The organism is Hylemonella gracilis ATCC 19624, from assembly GCF_000211835.1.
Lineage (GTDB): Bacteria > Pseudomonadota > Gammaproteobacteria > Burkholderiales > Burkholderiaceae_C > Hylemonella > Hylemonella gracilis.
Genome location: NZ_AEGR01000109.1, coordinates 119560 through 138104, shown reverse-complemented (window position 1 = coordinate 138104; position 18545 = coordinate 119560). Strand labels below are relative to the sequence as shown.

The 18545-nt window shown below is 66.8% G+C and carries 18 protein-coding genes; 8 read left to right on the top strand and 10 right to left on the bottom strand.

Annotated elements, in window-relative coordinates; translation table 11 throughout:
* Positions 1–278 precede the first annotated feature (278 nt).
* The 6 genes from pyk to def all read right to left on the bottom strand — a co-directional run bounded on the left by pyk (position 279) and on the right by def (position 5993).
* Positions 279–1712, bottom strand: a complete 1434-nt coding sequence (gene pyk, locus HGR_RS16525; protein ID WP_006299547.1) for a pyruvate kinase — start codon at positions 1710–1712, stop codon at positions 279–281.
* Between the two features lie 119 nt (positions 1713–1831).
* Positions 1832–3025, bottom strand: coding sequence for a phosphoglycerate kinase (locus tag HGR_RS16520; RefSeq protein WP_006299546.1), 1194 nt, complete (start codon positions 3023–3025; stop codon positions 1832–1834).
* Between the two features lie 179 nt (positions 3026–3204).
* Complete coding sequence (locus HGR_RS16515; protein ID WP_006299545.1) at positions 3205–3534, bottom strand: AzlD domain-containing protein; 330 nt, start codon at positions 3532–3534, stop codon at positions 3205–3207.
* A 10-nt stretch (positions 3535–3544) separates the two neighbouring features.
* Complete coding sequence (locus HGR_RS16510; protein ID WP_050797493.1) at positions 3545–4312, bottom strand: AzlC family ABC transporter permease; 768 nt, start codon at positions 4310–4312, stop codon at positions 3545–3547.
* A gap of 86 nt (positions 4313–4398) precedes the next feature.
* Positions 4399–5457 (bottom strand): methionyl-tRNA formyltransferase, encoded by a 1059-nt coding sequence (locus HGR_RS16505; protein WP_006299542.1) that lies wholly within the window; start codon positions 5455–5457, stop codon positions 4399–4401.
* 11 nt (positions 5458–5468) lie between these two features.
* Positions 5469–5993, bottom strand: a complete 525-nt coding sequence (gene def, locus HGR_RS16500; RefSeq protein ID WP_006299541.1) for a peptide deformylase — start codon at positions 5991–5993, stop codon at positions 5469–5471.
* 220 nt (positions 5994–6213) lie between these two features.
* Here def and dprA point away from each other — a divergent pair, with 220 nt between their 5' ends.
* The 5 genes from dprA to map all read left to right on the top strand — a co-directional run bounded on the left by dprA (position 6214) and on the right by map (position 11138).
* Positions 6214–7464, top strand: a complete 1251-nt coding sequence (dprA, locus tag HGR_RS16495) for a DNA-processing protein DprA (protein ID WP_006299540.1) — start codon at positions 6214–6216, stop codon at positions 7462–7464.
* 217 nt (positions 7465–7681) lie between these two features.
* Positions 7682–8146: a DUF494 domain-containing protein gene (locus HGR_RS16490; RefSeq protein ID WP_006299539.1), complete on the top strand. Its 465-nt coding sequence runs from the start codon at positions 7682–7684 to the stop codon at positions 8144–8146.
* 145 nt (positions 8147–8291) lie between these two features.
* The gene (gene fba, locus HGR_RS16485) at positions 8292–9356 is read left to right on the top strand and encodes a class II fructose-bisphosphate aldolase (protein WP_006299538.1); all 1065 of its coding nucleotides are present in this window, start codon (positions 8292–8294) and stop codon (positions 9354–9356) included.
* Between the two features lie 81 nt (positions 9357–9437).
* Positions 9438–10349 (top strand): phosphoribosylaminoimidazolesuccinocarboxamide synthase, encoded by a 912-nt coding sequence (locus HGR_RS16480; RefSeq protein ID WP_006299537.1) that lies wholly within the window; start codon positions 9438–9440, stop codon positions 10347–10349.
* Positions 10350–10391: 42 nt separating this feature from the next.
* Positions 10392–11138 (top strand): type I methionyl aminopeptidase, encoded by a 747-nt coding sequence (gene map, locus HGR_RS16475; RefSeq protein ID WP_006299536.1) that lies wholly within the window; start codon positions 10392–10394, stop codon positions 11136–11138.
* A 77-nt stretch (positions 11139–11215) separates the two neighbouring features.
* Here map and trxA read toward each other — a convergent pair whose 3' ends face one another.
* A complete protein-coding gene (gene trxA, locus HGR_RS16470) occupies positions 11216–12178 on the bottom strand; it encodes a thioredoxin (RefSeq protein ID WP_006299535.1) in 963 nt (320 codons plus the stop codon).
* Between the two features lie 29 nt (positions 12179–12207).
* On the opposite strand from trxA, the gene purE reads away from it, so the two are divergent.
* The 3 genes from purE to HGR_RS16455 are packed head-to-tail and all read left to right on the top strand — an operon-like array spanning position 12208 to position 14920.
* Positions 12208–12699 (top strand): 5-(carboxyamino)imidazole ribonucleotide mutase, encoded by a 492-nt coding sequence (purE, locus tag HGR_RS16465; RefSeq protein ID WP_006299534.1) that lies wholly within the window; start codon positions 12208–12210, stop codon positions 12697–12699.
* 14 nt (positions 12700–12713) lie between these two features.
* A complete protein-coding gene (locus tag HGR_RS16460; RefSeq protein ID WP_406564792.1) occupies positions 12714–13862 on the top strand; it encodes a 5-(carboxyamino)imidazole ribonucleotide synthase in 1149 nt (382 codons plus the stop codon).
* Positions 13863–13864: 2 nt separating this feature from the next.
* On the top strand, positions 13865–14920 hold the full coding sequence (locus tag HGR_RS16455) for an L-threonylcarbamoyladenylate synthase (protein WP_006299532.1): 1056 nt from the start codon (positions 13865–13867) through the stop codon (positions 14918–14920).
* Between the two features lie 28 nt (positions 14921–14948).
* Here HGR_RS16455 and HGR_RS16450 read toward each other — a convergent pair whose 3' ends face one another.
* The 3 genes from HGR_RS16450 to HGR_RS16440 are packed head-to-tail and all read right to left on the bottom strand — an operon-like array spanning position 14949 to position 18483.
* Positions 14949–15215, bottom strand: a complete 267-nt coding sequence (locus HGR_RS16450) for a SemiSWEET transporter (RefSeq protein ID WP_006299531.1) — start codon at positions 15213–15215, stop codon at positions 14949–14951.
* Positions 15216–15244: 29 nt separating this feature from the next.
* Positions 15245–16342: a phospholipase A gene (locus HGR_RS16445; protein ID WP_006299530.1), complete on the bottom strand. Its 1098-nt coding sequence runs from the start codon at positions 16340–16342 to the stop codon at positions 15245–15247.
* Positions 16339–18483: an ATP-dependent helicase gene (locus tag HGR_RS16440; RefSeq protein ID WP_006299529.1), complete on the bottom strand. Its 2145-nt coding sequence runs from the start codon at positions 18481–18483 to the stop codon at positions 16339–16341. The genes HGR_RS16445 and HGR_RS16440 overlap by 4 nt, the downstream gene beginning before the upstream one ends.
* Positions 18484–18545: the final 62 nt, after the last annotated feature.

Here is an 18545-nt window from a genome sequence, read left to right as displayed (position 1 = left end):
CCGCTCCTCATACGATTTGCTGCGCAAATCCAAATCGTCGGGTTCCCCTGCCCCAGTCAGCCGTGTGCGGTGGCTTGCCAGCGGTACTCACGCCACGCATCTTTGGCGCTTGATCTCCAGATTTTCCGATGGTGCGCAAACCACAATGGTTCCAGCGAGTCGGGGGTAAGCCGCGCCGCCGATTTGGATTTGCGCAGCAAATCGTATGAGGCGGACGGCTTACCCCCGACTCGCGCAGCCACAGAGCTGCGCGCTGCTAAGAGCGCTGTGTGAATTGCTCAGGCCACGCGGCAGATCTTGAGCATGTTGGTGCCCCCCGGCGCGCCCATGGGCTCACCGCAGGTGATGACGTAGATGTCGCCGCTTTGCACGATCCCGCGCGCCTTGAGGTGCCTCTCGGCCTGTTCCAGTGCCGTGTCGCGGTCGGCGCTGGTGTCCATGAGCAGGGGCGTGACGTTGCGGTACAGCGTCATCTTGCGTTGTGTCGTCACCCGGGGCGTGAGTGCGTAGATCGGAATGTGAATGCGGTGGCGACTCATCCAGAGCGCGGTGGAACCGGAATCGGTCAGCGCCACCAGGGCCTTGGCGCCCAGGTGGTAGGCCGTGAACAGCGCGCCCATGGCGATGGACTGGTCGATGCGCGCGAAGGTCATGCCCGAGAAGTCGGCATCGAGCTTCACCTCCTCGGCGCCCTCAGCCGCCAGGCAAATGGCGGCCATCTCGTTCACGGTTTCGAGCGGGAACTTGCCACTGGCGGTCTCGGCCGAAGTCATCACCGCGTCGCTGCCGTCGAGCACGGCATTGGCCACGTCGCTGACCTCGGCGCGCGTGGGCATGGGGTTGTGGATCATGGACTCCATCATGTGGGTGGCCGTGATCACGGTCTTGTCCATGGCGCGCGCCAGCTTGATCATGCGCTTTTGCAAGGCAGGCACCGCCGCATTGCCCACCTCAATGGCCAAGTCACCGCGCGCCACCATGATGCTGTCGCTGGCACGCAGAATTTCTTCCAGGTTCGGGATCGCCTCGGCGCGCTCGATCTTGGCGATCAGGTGCGGCTTGTGTTTGTATTCGGCCGCCGCGACGTTGCAGAGCCGGCGTGCCAGTTCCATGTCGGCGGCGTTCTGCGGGAAGCTCACGGCCACGTAGTCGGCCTGGAAGCTCATGGCGGTCTTGATGTCCTCCATGTCCTTGGCCGTCAGGGCCGGCGCGGTCAGGCCGCCGCCTTTCTTGTTGATGCCCTTGTTGTTGGACAACTCCCCGCCTTGCACCACCTTGCAATGCACTGCCTGGCCCTTGACGGCTTCGACCTCCATGACGATCAGGCCGTCGGCCAGCAGGAGCACGTCACCGACTTTCACGTCCTGCGGCAGTTCCTTGTAGTCCAGCCCCACGGCGTTGCCGTCGCCGGGTTCGGCGCGGCTGGCGTCGAGCACGAACTTCTGCCCGTTCTGGAGCAGCACCTTGTTCCCAGCGAACTTGCCGACGCGGATCTTGGGGCCCTGCAGGTCGGCCATGATGCCCACCTCGCACCCGGCACGCGCCGCCGCCTCGCGCACCAGGCGCGCGCGGTCGATGTGGTCCTGCGCCGTGCCGTGACTGAAATTGAGGCGAACGACGCTGACCCCGGCACGGATCATCTGTTCGAGCAGGGCCGGGTCGCTGGACGCGGGGCCGAGGGTGGCGACGATCTTGGTCGCACGACGTGTCATGGTGTTTGTCTCCTGATGGGTTGGCTCGCGATTCTTTCACGAAGCGGGCGGATCGGTGCGACAAGACGACAACGGCCCCGGGGTCACCCCGGGGCCGTTGACCTTGGACGCACTGAAGCTCAGCCGAGTGCCCGCTTGCCCAGGATCTCGAATGCCGGCAAGGTCTTGCCCTCCAGCACTTCCAGGAAGGCGCCGCCGCCCGTGGAGATGTAGCCCACGTCTTTCTCGATGCCGTACTTGGCGATCGCGGCCAAGGTGTCGCCGCCGCCCGCGATGCTGAAGGCGCTGGACTCGGCGATCGCGCGGGCGATGGTTTCGGTACCGTGGGCAAAGGCGTCGAACTCGAACACCCCGACCGGGCCGTTCCAGACGATGGTGCCTGCCGCCTTGAGCTGCGCCGCGAGCTGCTTCGCGGTCTCTGGGCCGATGTCGAGGATCAAATCGTCGTCGGCGACCTCGGTCGCTTTCTTGATCGTGGCCTTGGCGTCGGCTTTGAATTCCTTGGCTGTCACCACGTCCACGGGAATGGGTACGGCCGCGCCGCGGGCTTTCATGGCTTCGATGACAGTCTTGGCCTCGTTGACGAGGTCGGGCTCGGCCAGGGACTTGCCGATCTTCAGGCCCGCGGCCAGCATGAAGGTGTTGGCGATGCCGCCGCCCACGATCAACTGGTCCACGTTCTTGGCCAGCGATTGCAGGATGGTCAGCTTGGTGCTGACCTTGCTGCCCGCGACGATGGCGGCCAGCGGGCGCTTGGGCGCGGCCAGCGCCTTGCCGATGGCGTCCATTTCCGCCGCGAGCAGCGGGCCCGCGCTCGCGATCTTGGCGTACTGGGCAATGCCGTAGGTCGAGGCTTCGGCGCGGTGGGCCGTGCCGAAGGCGTCGTGCACGAAGATGTCGCAGAGCGCGGCCAGCTTTTGCGCCAGCGCGGGGTCGTTTTTCTTCTCGCCCTTGTTCAGACGCACGTTCTCCAGCATCATGAGCTGGCCCGGCGCAACCTGCACGCCATCCACCCAGTGGGCGACCAGGGGCACGTCACGGCCCAGCAATTCGCCCAGGCGTTTCGCCACGGGCGCCAGCGAGTCTTCGGGCTTGAACTCACCTTCCGTCGGACGGCCCAGGTGCGAGGTGACCATGACCGCAGCGCCCGCGTCCAGTGCCAAACGAATGCAGGGAATCGATGCACGGATGCGGGTGTCTTCGGTGATGTGGCCGGCATCGTCCTGCGGCACGTTGAGGTCGGCGCGGATGAAGACGCGCTGGTTCTTGACGCGGCCTTGGGCGCAGAGGTCGGAGAAACGGATGAAATTCATGGCGTGGGTCCGGCGAGGGCGCGCTGCGCTAGGCGGGGCGCGGGGTGGTGTGGCGAAGTCAACCCGCGATTTTAAGGGGCCGTAACAGCAGGACTCGGGCCGCGCGTGGCGGCCCGTTGGTTTGGATCCTAGGGGGCGGGCGTTCAGGGCGGACCGAGAACGAACGCTCGGCCTAGGGGCTACCAGCCCAGTCCGATGTGCAGCGGCAGGTAGATGGCCATGCCGGTGACAATGGTGCCCAGCACACCGCGCTTCCAGAAATAGTACAGCGAGGCGCCCAGCACCGCGGGCAGTCGCGCGTCTTGCCAGGTCCGCAGGAACTCGCCCTGAGTCATCAGGATCTCGGGTGCGATCACGGCCACCAGCGCGGCCAGGGGCGCGTACTTCAGGCCACGCCTGAGCCAGCCCGGCATGGGCAGCTCGCGCTCGGGGATCATGAAGAAGGCGCGCGTGACCACGGTGATCACGGTCAGGCCGATCACGGCGATGATGATTTCCAGCGTGCTCATGCCGCAGCTTTCATGGGTGACGTTCCTCGCGCAGCGGGACTTCGTCCCCCGACTTGATGCGCTGGCGTTCCTCGGGCGGCAGGCGGCTGTCGGCGGGCACCAGCACGACCTCGGGCAACTGCCGGTGTTTTTCCAGCGCCTCGATCAAGAGACCCACGGCCACCGCGGCGGCGATGGCCACCAGGATGTTGAGTTTGAGCGGCAGCGCGAATGCCGCCACCGCGGCCGTGGCGGCGACGCCTGCCGACATCCAGCTCGCACGGTCGAACAGCATGGCCAGCAGCACGCCCAGCAGGGCCAGCGTGCCCGCGAAGCCCAGGCCCCAGGACAGCGGCACCTCGTTCGCGAGCAGGATGCCAGCGATGGAAAAGCTTTGCCAGGCCAGCCAGTTCGTGGCCGCCGCGCCGCAGAAGAAGGGCAGCTGGTCGGGCGCGGGGCGTTGGTCCGGATAGCGCTTCATGAAGGCGGCGAAGATCACGTCGCCGCTGAAGTAGGCCAGCCACAGGCGCTGGCGCCGTGGCAGCCAGCCAAAGTAAGCGCGCCAGAGGCTGCTGAAAATCACGAAGCGCAAGTTCACGCAACTGGCCGTGAGCCACACCACCCACAACGGCGCGCCCGCGATGATCAGCGGCAGCGTGGCCAACTGGGCGCTGCCCGCGTAGACGACCAGGGACATGAAGATGGCAATCCCGACGCCCATGCCGCTCTTGACCATGGCCACGCCGGTCACCAAACCCCAGGCGCCCACGCCCAAGGCGGTGCCGAACATCTCACGCATGCCGTCGCGGAAAGCGGGGTGGCGTGTGTTGGTCGCGACCGCGAGCCGCAGGCGACGGAAAGTGGATGTGGAAGAGGCTGGGGCGTTCATGGCGACGTGCTCCCCAGCAGGGCGCCGATGCGCAGGGGCGTGCCGCGCAGGAAGTCCGCCGCAGCCAGGCGTTTGCCGCCCGCTCGCTGCAGCTCGGTGATCAGCAATTGGCCTTGCCCGCATTGCACGGTGATGCCTTCGGCACCCAGCGCAAGGACTAGTCCGGGAAGCGATGGGGCTGATGTTCCCGGCGCATCGGTCGCATGCGATGCCTCGGCCGCTTGCGCCTGCCACAGCTTGAGCACCTCACCGCCGTGTTCGCCGTCCAGCAGTGTCTGCGCGCCGGGCGCGGGGTTGAAGGCGCGGATGCGCCGCGCGATCAACTCGGCCGGCTGCGACCAGTCGATGTGGGCCTCGGCCTTGTCGATCTTGTGGGCGTAAGTAACGCCTTGCTCGGGCTGTGGCGTGGCGCGCAACTCGCCACCCTGCGCCAGCGCCAGGCTGCGCACGATCAGCTCGCCGCCCAGCGCGGCCAATTTGTCATGCAAGGTTCCGGTGCTGTCGTCCTGCGCGATGGGCAAACGGTCCATCAGCAGCATGTCGCCCGTGTCCAGGCCGGCGTCCATCTGCATGATGGTGACACCGGTCTCGCGGTCACCGGCCTCGATGGCACGGTGGATGGGCGCCGCGCCGCGCCAGCGCGGCAAGAGGCTGGCGTGGATGTTGAGGCAACCGAACTTTTGGCCTCCCACGCTTCCCGCCGAGCGAGGTTCACTGCCCTCCAAGGCTGAGCTCATGTCATCGAGCACCCACTGCGGCAGGATCAGGCCATAGGCCGCGACCACCATCACGTTGGCCTTCGCCGCTTCCAGCGCGGTGCGCGCCGCCGCCGCGTCGTCGGGGAACTTGCCATCCAGTCGCAAGCTGCGTGGCTGCGCGACGGCGATGCCGTGCTCCAGCGCGAACTGCTTGACCGGTGAGGCCTGCAGCTTCATGCCGCGACCGGCGGGCCGGTCGGGCTGGGTCAGCACCAGGGCGATCTCGTGCCCCGCCGCGTGCAGGGCTTGCAGGGCCGCCCGGGCGAACTCGGGCGTCCCCGCGTAAACAACTCTCATCGATGTCCCATTCAGGCCCGCGCGCCCTCGCGCTGGTTTTCACGTTGCAGCTTCTGCATCTTGGTCTTGATGCGGTTGCGCTTGAGCGGCGAGAGGTATTCGACGAAGACCTTGCCCATCAGGTGGTCCATCTCGTGCTGGATGCAAATGGACAGCAAGCCCTCGCACTCAACCACGCGGGACTGGCCCTCGCCATCCAGCGCGCGCACGTGCACGCGCTCGTGCCGTTCCACGCCGTCGTAGATGCCGGGCACGGACAAACAACCCTCTTCGTTGATCTTCGTTTCGGGACTGGCCCAGACGATTTCCGGGTTGATGAAGACCTGGGGCTGGTCGCGACCTTCGGACACGTCGATGACCACCAGCCGCTCGTGCACATTGATCTGGGTCGCGGCCAAGCCGATGCCATTCATGTCATACATGGTTTCAAACATGTCGGCGATCAGCTGCTTGATGCGCGCATCCACGGCTTGCACGGGCTGCGCCACGGTGTGCAGGCGGGGATCTGGATAAGTCAGGATGGGCAGCAAAGCCATGGTGGGGTTCCTCCGGGGGCTGTATTTTCCGCGCTTTTTGCACCGCATTGTCGGCATGGGGGCTTGCGCGCACACTGAGGCGCATGAAGAAGCAGCGTCTACCGATGATTTGCGGGGCCAGCCAAGGCGGTGTGCCCCGATACCTTGATCCCTTGGTCGTGGCGTCGGCCTCCCTGTCTCGCGCACACAGCGCTAGCGCTCCGGCCGGGGCGGTGTGAGCATGGAGCGCGAGGAACTGGGGGCATGGCTGCGCCTGTTGCTGGCACCCGGTCTCGGGCCGGTGAGCACCCGCCGCTTGCTGGCGGCCTTCGGTTCGCCCGAGGCCGTCTTGACGCAAAGTCCGACGGCCCTGCGCGCGGTGGTGAACGCCCGTCAGGCCGAGGCGCTGCAGGGCGGCGCGGACTCCGCCCCCGAGGGCTGGCGTGAGCTGCTGGTGCGCAGCTGGGATTGGTTGCACGCGCCCGATGCGACGGAGCAGCGCGCCATCGTGGCCCTGGGGGATCCGGGCTATCCCGCCGCCTTGCTGAACATGGAAGACCCGCCCCTCTTGCTGCACCTGATGGGACGCCTCGAGGGCCTGTCTGAAGGCCGTCTGTGGACCGGCCCACTGGCCGAGCGCCGTTGCCTCGCGGTGGTGGGCAGCCGCAACCCTACTCCCCAGGGCGTCTTGAATGCCCAGCAGTTCGCGCGCAGCTTGGGCGATGCGGGTTTGGTCATCGTTTCAGGCCTGGCTTTGGGGGTGGACGGTGCGGCTCACGAGGGCGCGCTGAACGCGCAAGCCACGCACGCGAACCCGGCAGGGCCCGCGACACTCGCCGTCGTCGGCACGGGGCTGGACCAGGTCTATCCCAAGCGCCACGCGGCGCTGGCGCGGCGCATCGCCGCGCAAGGGGTCATTCTGAGCGAATACCCGCTGGGCACTCCGCCTCTGGCGGAAAACTTCCCGCGACGCAACCGGCTGATCGCTGGTTTGTCCTGCGCCACCCTGGTGGTGGAGGCGGCACCCCAGTCCGGCTCACTCATCACGGCGCGCCTGGCCGTCGAGCAGGGCAAGGAGGTGCTGGCGATCCCCGGCTCCATCCACAACCCACAGTCCCGAGGCTGCCACGCGCTGATCCGGCAAGGGGCCAAACTCGTGGAGTCGGCCCAGGACGTCCTGGAGGAGTTGCCCGCCTGGGCGGGTGTCGCGTTGCAGACGCCCGCTTCGGCTGCTTCGGCCACTTCTGCTAAATCGACGGTCGCGGTCGATGGGGAGGATGCCGTGGATGCGGACGAAGCGGAAGCTCATGGGTCCGAGCCGCAGGACGCCTTGCTCGCCGCCTTGGGCGCCGACCCCGTGAGCCTGGACGCGTTGCAAGCGCGCACAGGCTGGCCCACCGCGCAACTGCAGGCCAAGCTGATGGCGCTGGAGTTGAATGGCGAGGTGGCGCGCATGCCGGGGGGCCTGCTGCAGCGCCTGGTGCGGGCTTGAGGACACCGGTCTGTCAACGTCACGGCGGGGGTCATGGCGCTGACGCCTGCGAGAGCGGTGTGTAGGAAAAAGCCTGACAAGCTTGTCTCCTGAAACCCTGCAAGCCGCTGTCTCCGAAACTCTGTAAAGAAATCCGAAAAAGGCTGGGGGAAAAGAACGGGAAAAGTGCCTCATTACCCGTTGTCACACTTCGAGGTTCTTGAATACAGTCCCTCACATGTTCGATGTGCTTGTCTACGTCTACGAAAACTACTGGCAGGGCGATGCTTGCCCGGAGTGGTCTCAGCTTGAACGCACGCTGAGCACTCTGGGCTTCGAGCCCGAGGAGATCGAGGGTGCCTTGTACTGGCTCGACGGCTTGTACGACGCGGTGCAGGGCCAGTTGGAGCATCCCGAGCTCCAGCATCCGGCCAGCATGCGGGTCTACCTGCCGCGCGAGCAGGAGCACCTGGGCGAGGAATGCCTGGGCTACCTGGGTTTTCTCGAGTCTTCCGGCCTGTTGCCTCCCTTCATGCGTGAAGTGGTGGTGGACCGCGCCATGGTGCTGCCCTCCGAATACCTGTCGCGGGAGATGCTGCGCCTGATCCTGCGCATGGCTTACTGGAGTTTCGGCACCGAGCCGCAGGAGCATCTGGTGCTCAGCGAACTGTCCGACGACGGCGTGCTGCGCGTGCTGCACTGAGGCCTGGCGCGCGGCTTGAACCGGCACGCGCGCTCGTGCAGCGCGCCAGACCGGCGCGCGTGGGGTCTTGCCCATGGGCGGCTAGTGCGGGGCGGATAAAATCGAAGGCTGTTCAAACAGTCAACCATCTCCCCAGGGGACTCCCATGCCGCTCGTTTCCATGCGCGAACTGCTGGACCATGCCGCCGAAAACGGCTATGGCATTCCGGCCTTCAACGTCAACAACCTGGAACAGGTCCAAGCCGTGATGGCCGCCGCGGATGAAGTGGGTGCTCCCGTCATCCTGCAGGCCAGCGCTGGCGCGCGCAAGTACGCGGGCGAGCCTTTCATCAAGCACCTGATCCAGGCCGCGGTGGAAGCCTTTCCCCACATCCCCCTGGTCATGCACCAAGACCATGGCACCACGCCCAAGGTCTGCGAAGGCGCGATCGCCCTGGGCTTTGGCTCGGTGATGATGGACGGCTCGCTCAAGGAAGATGGCAAGACCCCGGCCGACTTCGCCTACAACGTGGACGTGACCCGCAAGGTCGTGGACATGGCCCACAAGGTGGGCGTGACGGTCGAAGGCGAACTGGGCTGCCTGGGCAATCTGGAAACCGGCGAAGCCGGCGAGGAAGACGGCATTGGCGCCGAAGGCAAGCTGGACCATAGCCAGCTGCTGACCGACCCGGAAGAAGCCGCCCAGTTCGTCAAGGCCACCCAACTCGACGCCCTGGCCATCGCCATCGGCACCAGCCACGGCGCCTACAAGTTCAGCCGCCCGCCCACCGGCGACATCCTGGCCATCAGCCGCGTCAAGGAAATCCACGCCCGCATCCCCAACACCCACCTGGTGATGCACGGCTCGTCCTCCGTCCCGCAGGAACTGCTGGCCCTCATCAACCAGTACGGCGGCAAGATGAAGGAAACCTACGGCGTGCCGGTGAGCGAGATCCAGGAAGCCATCAAGCACGGCGTGCGCAAGATCAACATCGACACCGACATCCGCCTGGCGATGACCGGCGCGGTGCGCAAGTTCCTGGCCGAGAACCCGGACAAGTTCGATGCCCGTGAATGGCTCAAGCCCGCGCGCGAAGCCGCCAAGCTGGTGTGCAAGGCGCGTTACCTGGAGTTCGGTTGCGAAGGTCAGGGCGCCAAGGTCAAGAGCCAGGGCCTGGCCGTCATGGCGCAGAAGTACGCCAAGGGCCAGCTGGCACAGGTCGTGCATTGAGCACAGGCCCTCGCTCGCGCAGCTTGCGATAATCCACAGCCCGGCAGCGCGCCGGGCTTTTTCTTTTCCGGGAACCTGTTCATGACCAGCGCCTTGCACACTTCCAGCCTCCGATCCCTGCCGCTGCTCGCGCGCGGCAAGGTGCGCGACAACTATGCCGTGGGCGAGGACCGCATCCTCATGGTCGCCTCCGACCGCATCAGCGCCTTCGACGTCATCATGGGCGAGCCCATTCCCGGCAAGGGCGAACTGCTGACGAAGATGGCGCTCTTTTGGTTCGACAAACTCGGGCACATCGTGCCCAACCACCTCACGGGCGCGGCGCCCGAAAGCGTGGTCCAGCCTGACGAGGTGGGACAGGTCCGGGGTCGCGCCATGCTGGTCCAGCGCCTCAAGCCCATTCCGGTCGAGGCCGTGGTGCGCGGTTACCTCGCGGGCAGCGGCTGGAAGGAGTACCAGGAATCGCAGGCCGTCTGCGGCGTGAAGCTACCCGCCGGGCTGAAGAACGCGAGCAAACTGCCCGAGCCCATTTACACCCCGGCGCACAAGGCCGAGATGGGCGAGCACGATGAGAACATCAGCTTCGAGAAAACCGTGGAACTGATCGGCGCCGAACTCGCGGCCAAGATCCGCGACGTTTCCATCGCCCTCTACACAACCGCGAGCGAGATCGCCTTGAAGCGAGGCATCATCATCGCCGACACCAAGTTCGAATTCGGCCTGGACCCGCAGGGCCGCCTGGTGCTCATGGACGAGGTGCTGACGCCCGACTCTTCCCGCTACTGGCCGGTCGAAGGGTATGAGCAAGCCTTCAAGGCCGGCGCCAATCCGCCCAGCTACGACAAGCAGTTCCTGCGCGACTGGCTGGAGCAGGCCCAGGTGGATGGCAAGCCCTGGGGCAAGACACCGCCTGCGCCCGCCCTGCCCGCCGAGGTGGTCGCGCAGACGGCGGCCAAGTACCAGGAGGCGTTGACCCGCCTCACGGGCGCCTGAGCACCCGCGATTGACTTCATTGATTCTTCAACAAGAGCGCGCATGACCATCGAAACCCAAGAAGATCTGGAAGGCTTGCGCCGTGTCGGCCGGGCCGTGGCCATCGTGCGCGACGAGATGCTGGCCCGTGCCCAGCCCGGCATGACGACGCGCGAGCTGGACGCGATCGGTGAGCAGCTGTTGGCGCGCCAGGGCGTGCGTTCCGCGCCGCGCCTGGTGTACGACTTTCCCGGCGCCACCTGCATCAGCGTGAACGAAGAGGCCGCTCACGGCGTGCCCGGGGACCGCGTGCTCCAGGCCGGCGATGTGCTGAACGTGGACGTGTCGGCCGAGCTGGGCGGTTATTTCGCCGACACCGGCGGCACGACCGTGATCCCGATCGGTTCGCCGCAGAAGGCTCGGCTGTGCCACGCGACGCGCGAGGCCCTGTCGAACGCGCTGCAGGTGGTCCGGGCGGGGCGCCCGATCCGCGACGTGGGCGCGGCCATCGAGCAGACGGCGCGGCGTTATGGATTTCGCGTGATCGAAAACCTCTGCGGGCATGGCGTCGGCCGGTCTCTGCACGAGGAGCCGGAGTACATCCCCGGCTACTTCGACCGGACGGACACGCGGGTGCTGCAGGAGGGCATGGTGATCGCCATCGAACCCTTTCTGTCGACCAAGAGCCGCACGGTGAAGGAAGCCGCCGACGGCTGGACTTTGGTGGGTGCGCCGGGCAATCTGTCGGCGCAGTTCGAGCACACGCTGGTCGTCACGCGCGGCGAGCCCATCTTGCTCACAGTGCATTAAAAACGGCGTCCGAGGACGCCGTTGCGCGCGAGGTTCGCAGGGGAAATGGAGCTGCGGCGGGGGCTGCGTCTGCGGGCTCAGTTCAGCGCCATGCTCAGCTTGCGCCGGTAGCTGGACACCATGGCCGCCTGTTCGTCTTGCTGCACGGTCGTGTGGCCCGCGAGTTCGATGCCGCCCGCGCTCTTGCCGCTGGCTGCCTCGGCCCCCTTGTCTTTCGGTGCGGCAGGCGTGAGCAATTCGAGGATGGCGATGTAGGTCTTGCGCGGGGCCTCGTCGGCCCACTTCTTGTCGCGCAGGATGATTTCAAGCAGTTCGTCGAGCGCGTCGGCCCATTCCTGCATGGCGATCAGCACCCTTGCCTTGGCGAAGCGGGCGTCGAAGTCGCGCTTGTTGGCCGCGATGCGCGCGTCGAAGGTCTCCAAGGGCTGCTGGGCCTGCGGGTCGCCGGTCACGAACTCCAGCGCGTTCAGCCACTGACGCAGGGCCTCGAACTGCAAGGGTACGGGGATGCGCGTGAGGGTGGGCGCCAACACCGCGCCCGCCTGCTCCAGCTCGCCCGCGCTGATCAGCAGCTTGGCGTAGTCGTAGCGCACGGTGTCGTTGCCCGGATCGGCCTGGAAGGCCTCGCCCAAGCGAGCCAGGGCACCGTCGATGTCACCAGCTTCCAACGCTTCCTGGGCTTCCTCGGCCTCGGCCTGGGCCGCGAGCTCGTTGTCGCCGGGCAGGTGCTTGTCGAGGAACTCGCGCAGCTTGCCTTCGGGCAGTGCGCCCATGAAGCCATCCACGGGGCGGCCACCGATCATCAAGATGCAGGTCGGGATGCTGCGGATGCCGAAGGCACCGGCCAGTTCCTGCTGCTCGTCGGAATTGACCTTGGCCAGGGTGAAGCGCCCGCCGTAGGCCACTTCCAGTTTTTCCAGGATGGGGCTGAGGGATTTGCAGGGGCCGCACCAGGGCGCCCAGAAGTCCAGCAGCACGGGCGTGGTCTGAGAAGCGAGGATGACCTCGGTCTCGAAGTTGTCGGCGGTGATGTCGAGCATGGAAAGACGGCAGGGGATAATCGGGGCTTATGAAAACACTCATCGGCGTGGTCATGGGCTCCAGCTCCGACTGGGACACCATGCAACAGGCAGTCCAGATTCTCCAACACTTTGGCATCCCGCACGAAGCCAAGGTCGTCTCCGCGCACCGCATGCCGGACGACATGTTCGCCTACGCCGAAGCCGCCACCGAACGCGGCCTGAAGGCCATCATCGCCGGCGCGGGCGGCGCGGCACACCTGCCCGGCATGCTGGCGGCCAAGACCGTGGTGCCCGTGCTGGGCGTGCCGGTGCAGAGCAAAGCCCTGTCTGGCGTGGACTCGCTGCACAGCATCGTGCAGATGCCCAAGGGCATTCCCGTCGCCACCTTCGCCATCGGCGCGGCGGGCGCGGCCAACGCGGCCTTGTTCGCCGTGGCCATGCTGGCCAACGAAGACGCCGCCCTGCGCCAGAAGCTGAACGCCTACCGCGCCGAGCAGACCGCGCATGCGCGGGCGATGACGCTGCCGCCCGCTCTTTGATGGGCACGCGCGAGATGAAAACCATCCTTCCGGGTGCCACCCTGGGCGTCATGGGCGGCGGCCAGCTCGGCCGCATGTTCGTCCACGCCGCGCAGCAGATGGGCTATTTCACCGCGGTGCTGGACCCGGACCCGACCAGCCCCGCAGGGCGGGTGAGCCACCACCACCTCCAGACCGGCTACGAAGATCCTCAAGGACTGGCCGAACTGGCGCGCTTGAGCGCGGCCATCACCACCGAATTCGAGAACGTGCCGGCCCAGGCCTTGCGTCAACTCGCCGCGCTAAAGCCCGTGGCGCCCGGCGCGGATGCCGTGGCCATCGCGCAGGACCGCGCGCAAGAGAAGGCGCATTTCACGCGCTGCGGCGTGCCGGTGGCGCCGAATGCCGTGATTGAAACGCCGGGTCAGCTTGCGGCGGTCACGAATGATCTGTTGCCCGGCATCCTGAAGACCGCGCGCCTCGGCTACGACGGCAAAGGGCAGGTGCGCGTCACGACGAAGGCCGAACTCGCCGCCGCCTGGGACGGTTTGAAGCGCGTGTCCTGCGTGCTGGAAAAGATGCTGCCGCTGGTGGCCGAGGTGTCCGTGATCGTGGCGCGCGGCGCCGACGGGACCATGGTCAACTTCCCCGTGCAGCGCAACCTGCACCGCGCGGGCATCCTGGCTGTGACCGAGGTGCACGAGGGCAACATCGAACCGGCCCTGGCGCGGCAGGCGGTGTCCGCGACGAAATCCATCGCCGAAGGCCTGGGCTATGTCGGCGTGCTCTGCGTCGAGTTCTTCGTGCTGGCCGACGGTAGCCTGGTGGTCAATGAAATGGCGCCCCGTCCGCACAACAGCGGGCACTACAGCATCGACGCCTGCGACCAGTCGCAATTCGATCTGCAGGTGCGCACCCTCGCGGGCTTGCCGCTCACGCAGCCGCGCCTGCACAGCCCCAGCATCATGCTCAATCTGCTGGGCGATCTGTGGGGCCAGCACGGTGAGTCGCCCGCCTGGGACCGCGTACTGGCCTTGCCCGGCGCCCACTTGCACCTGTACGGCAAGCACGAGGCCAAGCCTGGGCGCAAGATGGGCCACCTCACTCTGACCGGCCCCAGCGTGGCCGAGGTGCGCCAAACGGCCTTGGCCGCCGCGGCCCTGCTGGGCATCGCCCCGTTCTGAGCATGATCCTCGACGGCCGCGACCCGTCTGCCGTCCAGCGCGCGGCCCAGGCCCTGCGCGCGGGCGAGTTGCTGGGCCTGCCGACCGAGACTGTCTATGGCCTGGCAGCCGATGCGGGCAGTGACGAGGCGGTGGCGAAGATCTACGCGGCCAAGGGCCGTCCAGCGGGCCACCCGCTCATCGTGCACCTCGCCGATGAATCCGGCGCGCGTGAGGGTCTCGCGCACTTTGCCGCCGAGGTCCCGGCTTTCGCGCGCGCACTGATGGAGGCCTTCTGGCCTGGCCCGCTCACCCTCATCCTGCCGCGCCGCGCGGGCGTGGCCGCCGCCGCCGCGGGTGGGCAGCACTCCATCGGCCTGCGCTGCCCCGCGCACCCGGTCGCCCAGGCCGTGTTGCAAGCCGCGCGTTCCCTGGGCGTGCTGGGTCTGGCCGCGCCCAGCGCCAATCTGTTCGGTCGCGTCAGCCCCACGACGGCGGCGCATGTGCAGGCTGAGTTGGGCGAAGGTTTGCTCATCCTGGATGGGGGCCCCTGCGAGGTGGGCATCGAATCCACCATCGTCGACTGCACGCGAGGCGCGCCGGTGTTGCTGAGGCCCGGGCAGATCACCCGCGTGCGGATCGACGAGGTGCTGCTGGCCGCGGGCACCGACATGCGCTTGCGCAGCGCGGACGAGGTCCAGGCCCGCACGGCTCAGGCCGCGCCCCGAGCCTCGGGCATGCTCGAATCGCATTACGCGCCACGCGCCAAGGTTCGTCTCCTGGACGCGGTCGCCTTGCAATCCGCGCTGGCCGCGCGGCACAGCGACGCGGGCGCGGCCCGCCTTGCGGACGAGGTCCAGGCTCCTCCAGTCGCTGTCTACGCGCGCACGTCTCTACAACTGCCTGCCGGCGTCGTGCATCGCCCCATGCCGGTCGAGGCGGCTGTCGCGGCGCACGAGCTGTTCGCCGCCCTGCGTGCCTTGGACGAGGCTGGCGTGCGTGAGATCTGGGTCGAGACCCCCCCCGACGCGCCGGCCTGGGAAGGCGTGATGGACCGCTTGAGCCGCGCCGCCGCCTGAACTGGCGACGGCTTGCGCACCGGCGGGCTCAGTCCTTGCGAGGGGCGCGGCCGTAGCGCAGCTTCATCACCAAAATCGCCAGCGCCAGCGACAAGGTGACGATGTTGGCCGCCAGCAGCGGACCCGAAGCCATGAGGGCGCCATAGGCCACCCACAGCGCGACGCCGGTGGTGAACAGCGCGTACATGCCGAGCGAGATGCCACTGACGTCGCGTGTGCGGAAGGTGTGCAAGGCTTGGGGCAGAAAGCTCAGGGTGGTCAGGCCAGCGGCGAGGTAGCCGATGAGGTCGGTCATGATGAAAAAGTGCTTGAGAGGGCTTCGGCTCAGAAATCCACCAAGCTCAGGCCGATGCTGAGCACGGTGCGGCGGTAGTTGTAATCGATCAGCGAATCGCCATAACCGCTGAAAAGCTGCAGGTGCAGGCGCAGGCCCGGGGCTTGGCTGTCCAGGGGGCGCAGCCACTCCATGCGCCAGGACGTCAGGCCATTGCGTTCCGAATCCGGGCGCAGGTTATGACGCAGGGTGAGGACGAGATTGTGTCCCCGATTCAGATGCCAGGCGGCCATGACCTCGGCACGTCCGTAGGTCTCTTCAATGCCAGGGTTGTCGTCTTGGGCGTTGATGTCGGTGCTGCTCTCGCCATCGCCATCGCCGAGGCGCTCCCACACACGCAGACCCACTGAAAACTGATCTTTCTTCTCCAGTCCGGTCATCAGGATGGCGCGGTTCCAGCTGCGCGACAGGGGCAAGGTCTGGCCGTTGGACTGGTGGTTGAGGGCCAAGCCGGTGTAGATCCATTGCCAACCCCAGGGCAGGGTCAGCGGCGTGGGGGCGATGTAAATCAGCTCAGGCTCGTGGTCCGTCGTGCGGAAGGGCCGGGACAGCTCCGAATTGAAGAGCTGCCAATAACTCTGCTGGGTGTAGGCAAACCAGAGTGAATCGCGCGGTCCGCCGGCTTCCCAAAAGAGCAGCCCCGTGGCGAGTTTGCTGCGCACCGAGAGCTGGATGCGCATTTCGTTGTTTTCGTAATCCTGGGCGTTGGCGGCAGCGACGTCCCGGGTGTCATTGTCCGATTGGGGCGCGTTGTTCACGCGACTGCCGTGGACCCAAGACAGGCTGATGGGCTTGTAGCCGCGGATGTTGTAGTTGCCGCAGTCCGTGTCGGAGTCCAGCTCCCAATAGCGGGCGAAGGAGGACAAGTTGCCACGGCAGTTCCGCGTGGCGCCGGGTGGCGGCGCGGGAGGGGCCTCAAGGCTGGCCGTGGTGGCCTCGGTGGTGGGCTCGGCACCCGCTGCGTTGGGTGCTTGGGACTCGGGGGATCGTTCGGGGACAGGCAGCGTGGTCTGCGCCTGGGCATCCGCCAGGAGGCCCGCCGTGCCGAGCAGCAGCCAGGCGCCTGCTCGGGCGAGCAGGTGGCTCACACCGGGCTCCCGCTGGCCTGCTGGCTGGCCGCGGCGGCCGCCGTGGCTTCCGCTTTCTTGGCGAACTCGGCGCGCAGCGCGCGCAGTTTCTCGCGCGGGTCTTCTTTCACCGTGGCCTGGCTCAGGGCCATCTCGGCGATGAAGCGGCTGGGTTGGGCGGCGATCATCTCGCGCCCCTTCTTGCGACGCTTGGGCCAGCTCACGGCCAGGGTGCGCTGGGCGCGGGTGATGCCCACGTACATCAGACGACGCTCTTCCTGCAGGCGTTCGGCGATCGCGGCCCCCATGACCGCATCGCTGGCTTCGTGCTCGCGCTGCGAGCCGCCGGCCGAGTCCGCGCCATCGTCCAGCTTGAAGGGCAGCAGCCCCTCGCACACACCGATCAGCATGACGTGCGGCCACTCCAAGCCCTTGGCGGCGTGCAAGGTGGACAGGGTCACCAGGTTCTGGTCCTGCTGGCGTTCGGACAGCGTGGAGATCAGCGACACGGTCTGCGCCACGTCCAGCAGGCTTTTCTTCTCGCTGGCGAAGTTGTTGCCGAAGTTGGCGCCGTTCTCGTCCTCGATCTCGCCGCCGCAGCGCCCCGCCATCCAGTCGCAGAAATCGAGCACATTGGTCCAGCGCGACTGCGCGGCCTTCTCGTGCTCCTCGCTGTCGTAGAGGAATTTTTCGTAGCCGATGTCCTTGAGCCACTCCAGCAGGAAGGCCAGCGCGGCTTCCTTGCCCTCGGTGTGGCGCGCACGGTACTCGAGGTCGTTCACGTAACGGCCGAACTCGTGCAGGCTGTCCACCGCTCGGCTGTTCAGCACCGAGGGCAGCGAGCTGGAGAACAGCGCTTCGAATAGGCTGACCTTGTACTTGCCGGAGAAGGTGCCCAGGGCCTGCAGCGTCTGGTGACCAATGCCACGCTTGGGCGTGGTGATGGCGCGCAGGAAGGCCGGGTCGTCGTCGTTGTTGACCCACAGGCGCAGCCAGGCGCAGAGGTCACGGATCTCGGCGCGGTCGAAGAAGCTGATGCCACCCGACACCTTGTAGGGGATGTTGGCCTTGCGCAGCGCCTGCTCAAGAATGCGGGACTGGTGGTTGGCGCGGTAGAGCACGGCGAAGTCCTTGAACTCCTTGTGCTGCGAGTTCTCGCGCAGGCTCTGGATGCGCGCCACCATGCGCTCGGCCTCGTGCTCCTCGTTGTCCGCGTCCACAACGCGCACGGGTTCGCCCTCGCCCAGCTCGCTCCACAAGGTCTTGGGGAAGAGTTTGGGGTTGGGGCCGATCACATTGTTCGCGGCCTGCAGGATGGCGCTGGTCGAGCGGTAGTTCTGCTCCAGCTTGATGATGCGCAGGTTGGGGAAATCGATGGGCAGCTTCTTCAGGTTGTCCAGCGTGGCGCCGCGCCAGCCGTAGATCGACTGGTCGTCGTCGCCCACCGCCGTGAAGTGCGCGCGTTGTGGGTCGTCGGAGGTCAGCAGCTTGAGCAGCTCGTACTGCGTGGCGTTGGTGTCCTGGTACTCGTCGACCAGGATGTGACCCATCATCTGTTGCCACTTGGCGCGCACCTCCGGGTGTTCGCGCAGCAGCTTGAGCGGCAGGCCGATCAGATCGTCGAAGTCCACGCTCTGGTAGGCCGTCAAGCGCTCCTCGTAGCGCGCCATGATCTTGGCGGTGATGCGCTCGTTGTCGCCCGCCGCCTGGGCCTCGGCTTGCGCTGCCGTCAGGCCGGCGTTCTTCCACTTGCTGATGGTCCACTGCCATTGCCTTGCGGTGGCCGCGTCGGTGCTCCCGCCCGCATCCTTCAGGATGCTGGTCACATCGTCGCTGTCCATGATGGAGAAGTTGGCCTTCAAGCCCAGCGCCTCGCCGTCGCCGCGCAGCAGGTGCACACCCAGGGCGTGGAAGGTGCAGATGCGCACCTTCTTCGCGTCCCGGCCGATCAGCCCCTTGGTCCGCTCGCGCATTTCGGCGGCGGCCTTGTTGGTGAAGGTGATGGCCGTGATGCGCTGCGGCTCCAGTCCGGCCTGGATCAGCCGCCCGATCTTGTGCGTGATGACCCGGGTCTTGCCCGACCCCGCACCCGCCAGCACCAGGCAGGGCCCATGCAGGTGGTTGACGGCGTCTTGTTGGGCGAGGTTGAGACCAGCGGACATGCGGATGGCGAACGGAACACGGAGTGGCAGGGCGAGCGATGATACCCGCGCACATTCTGTTG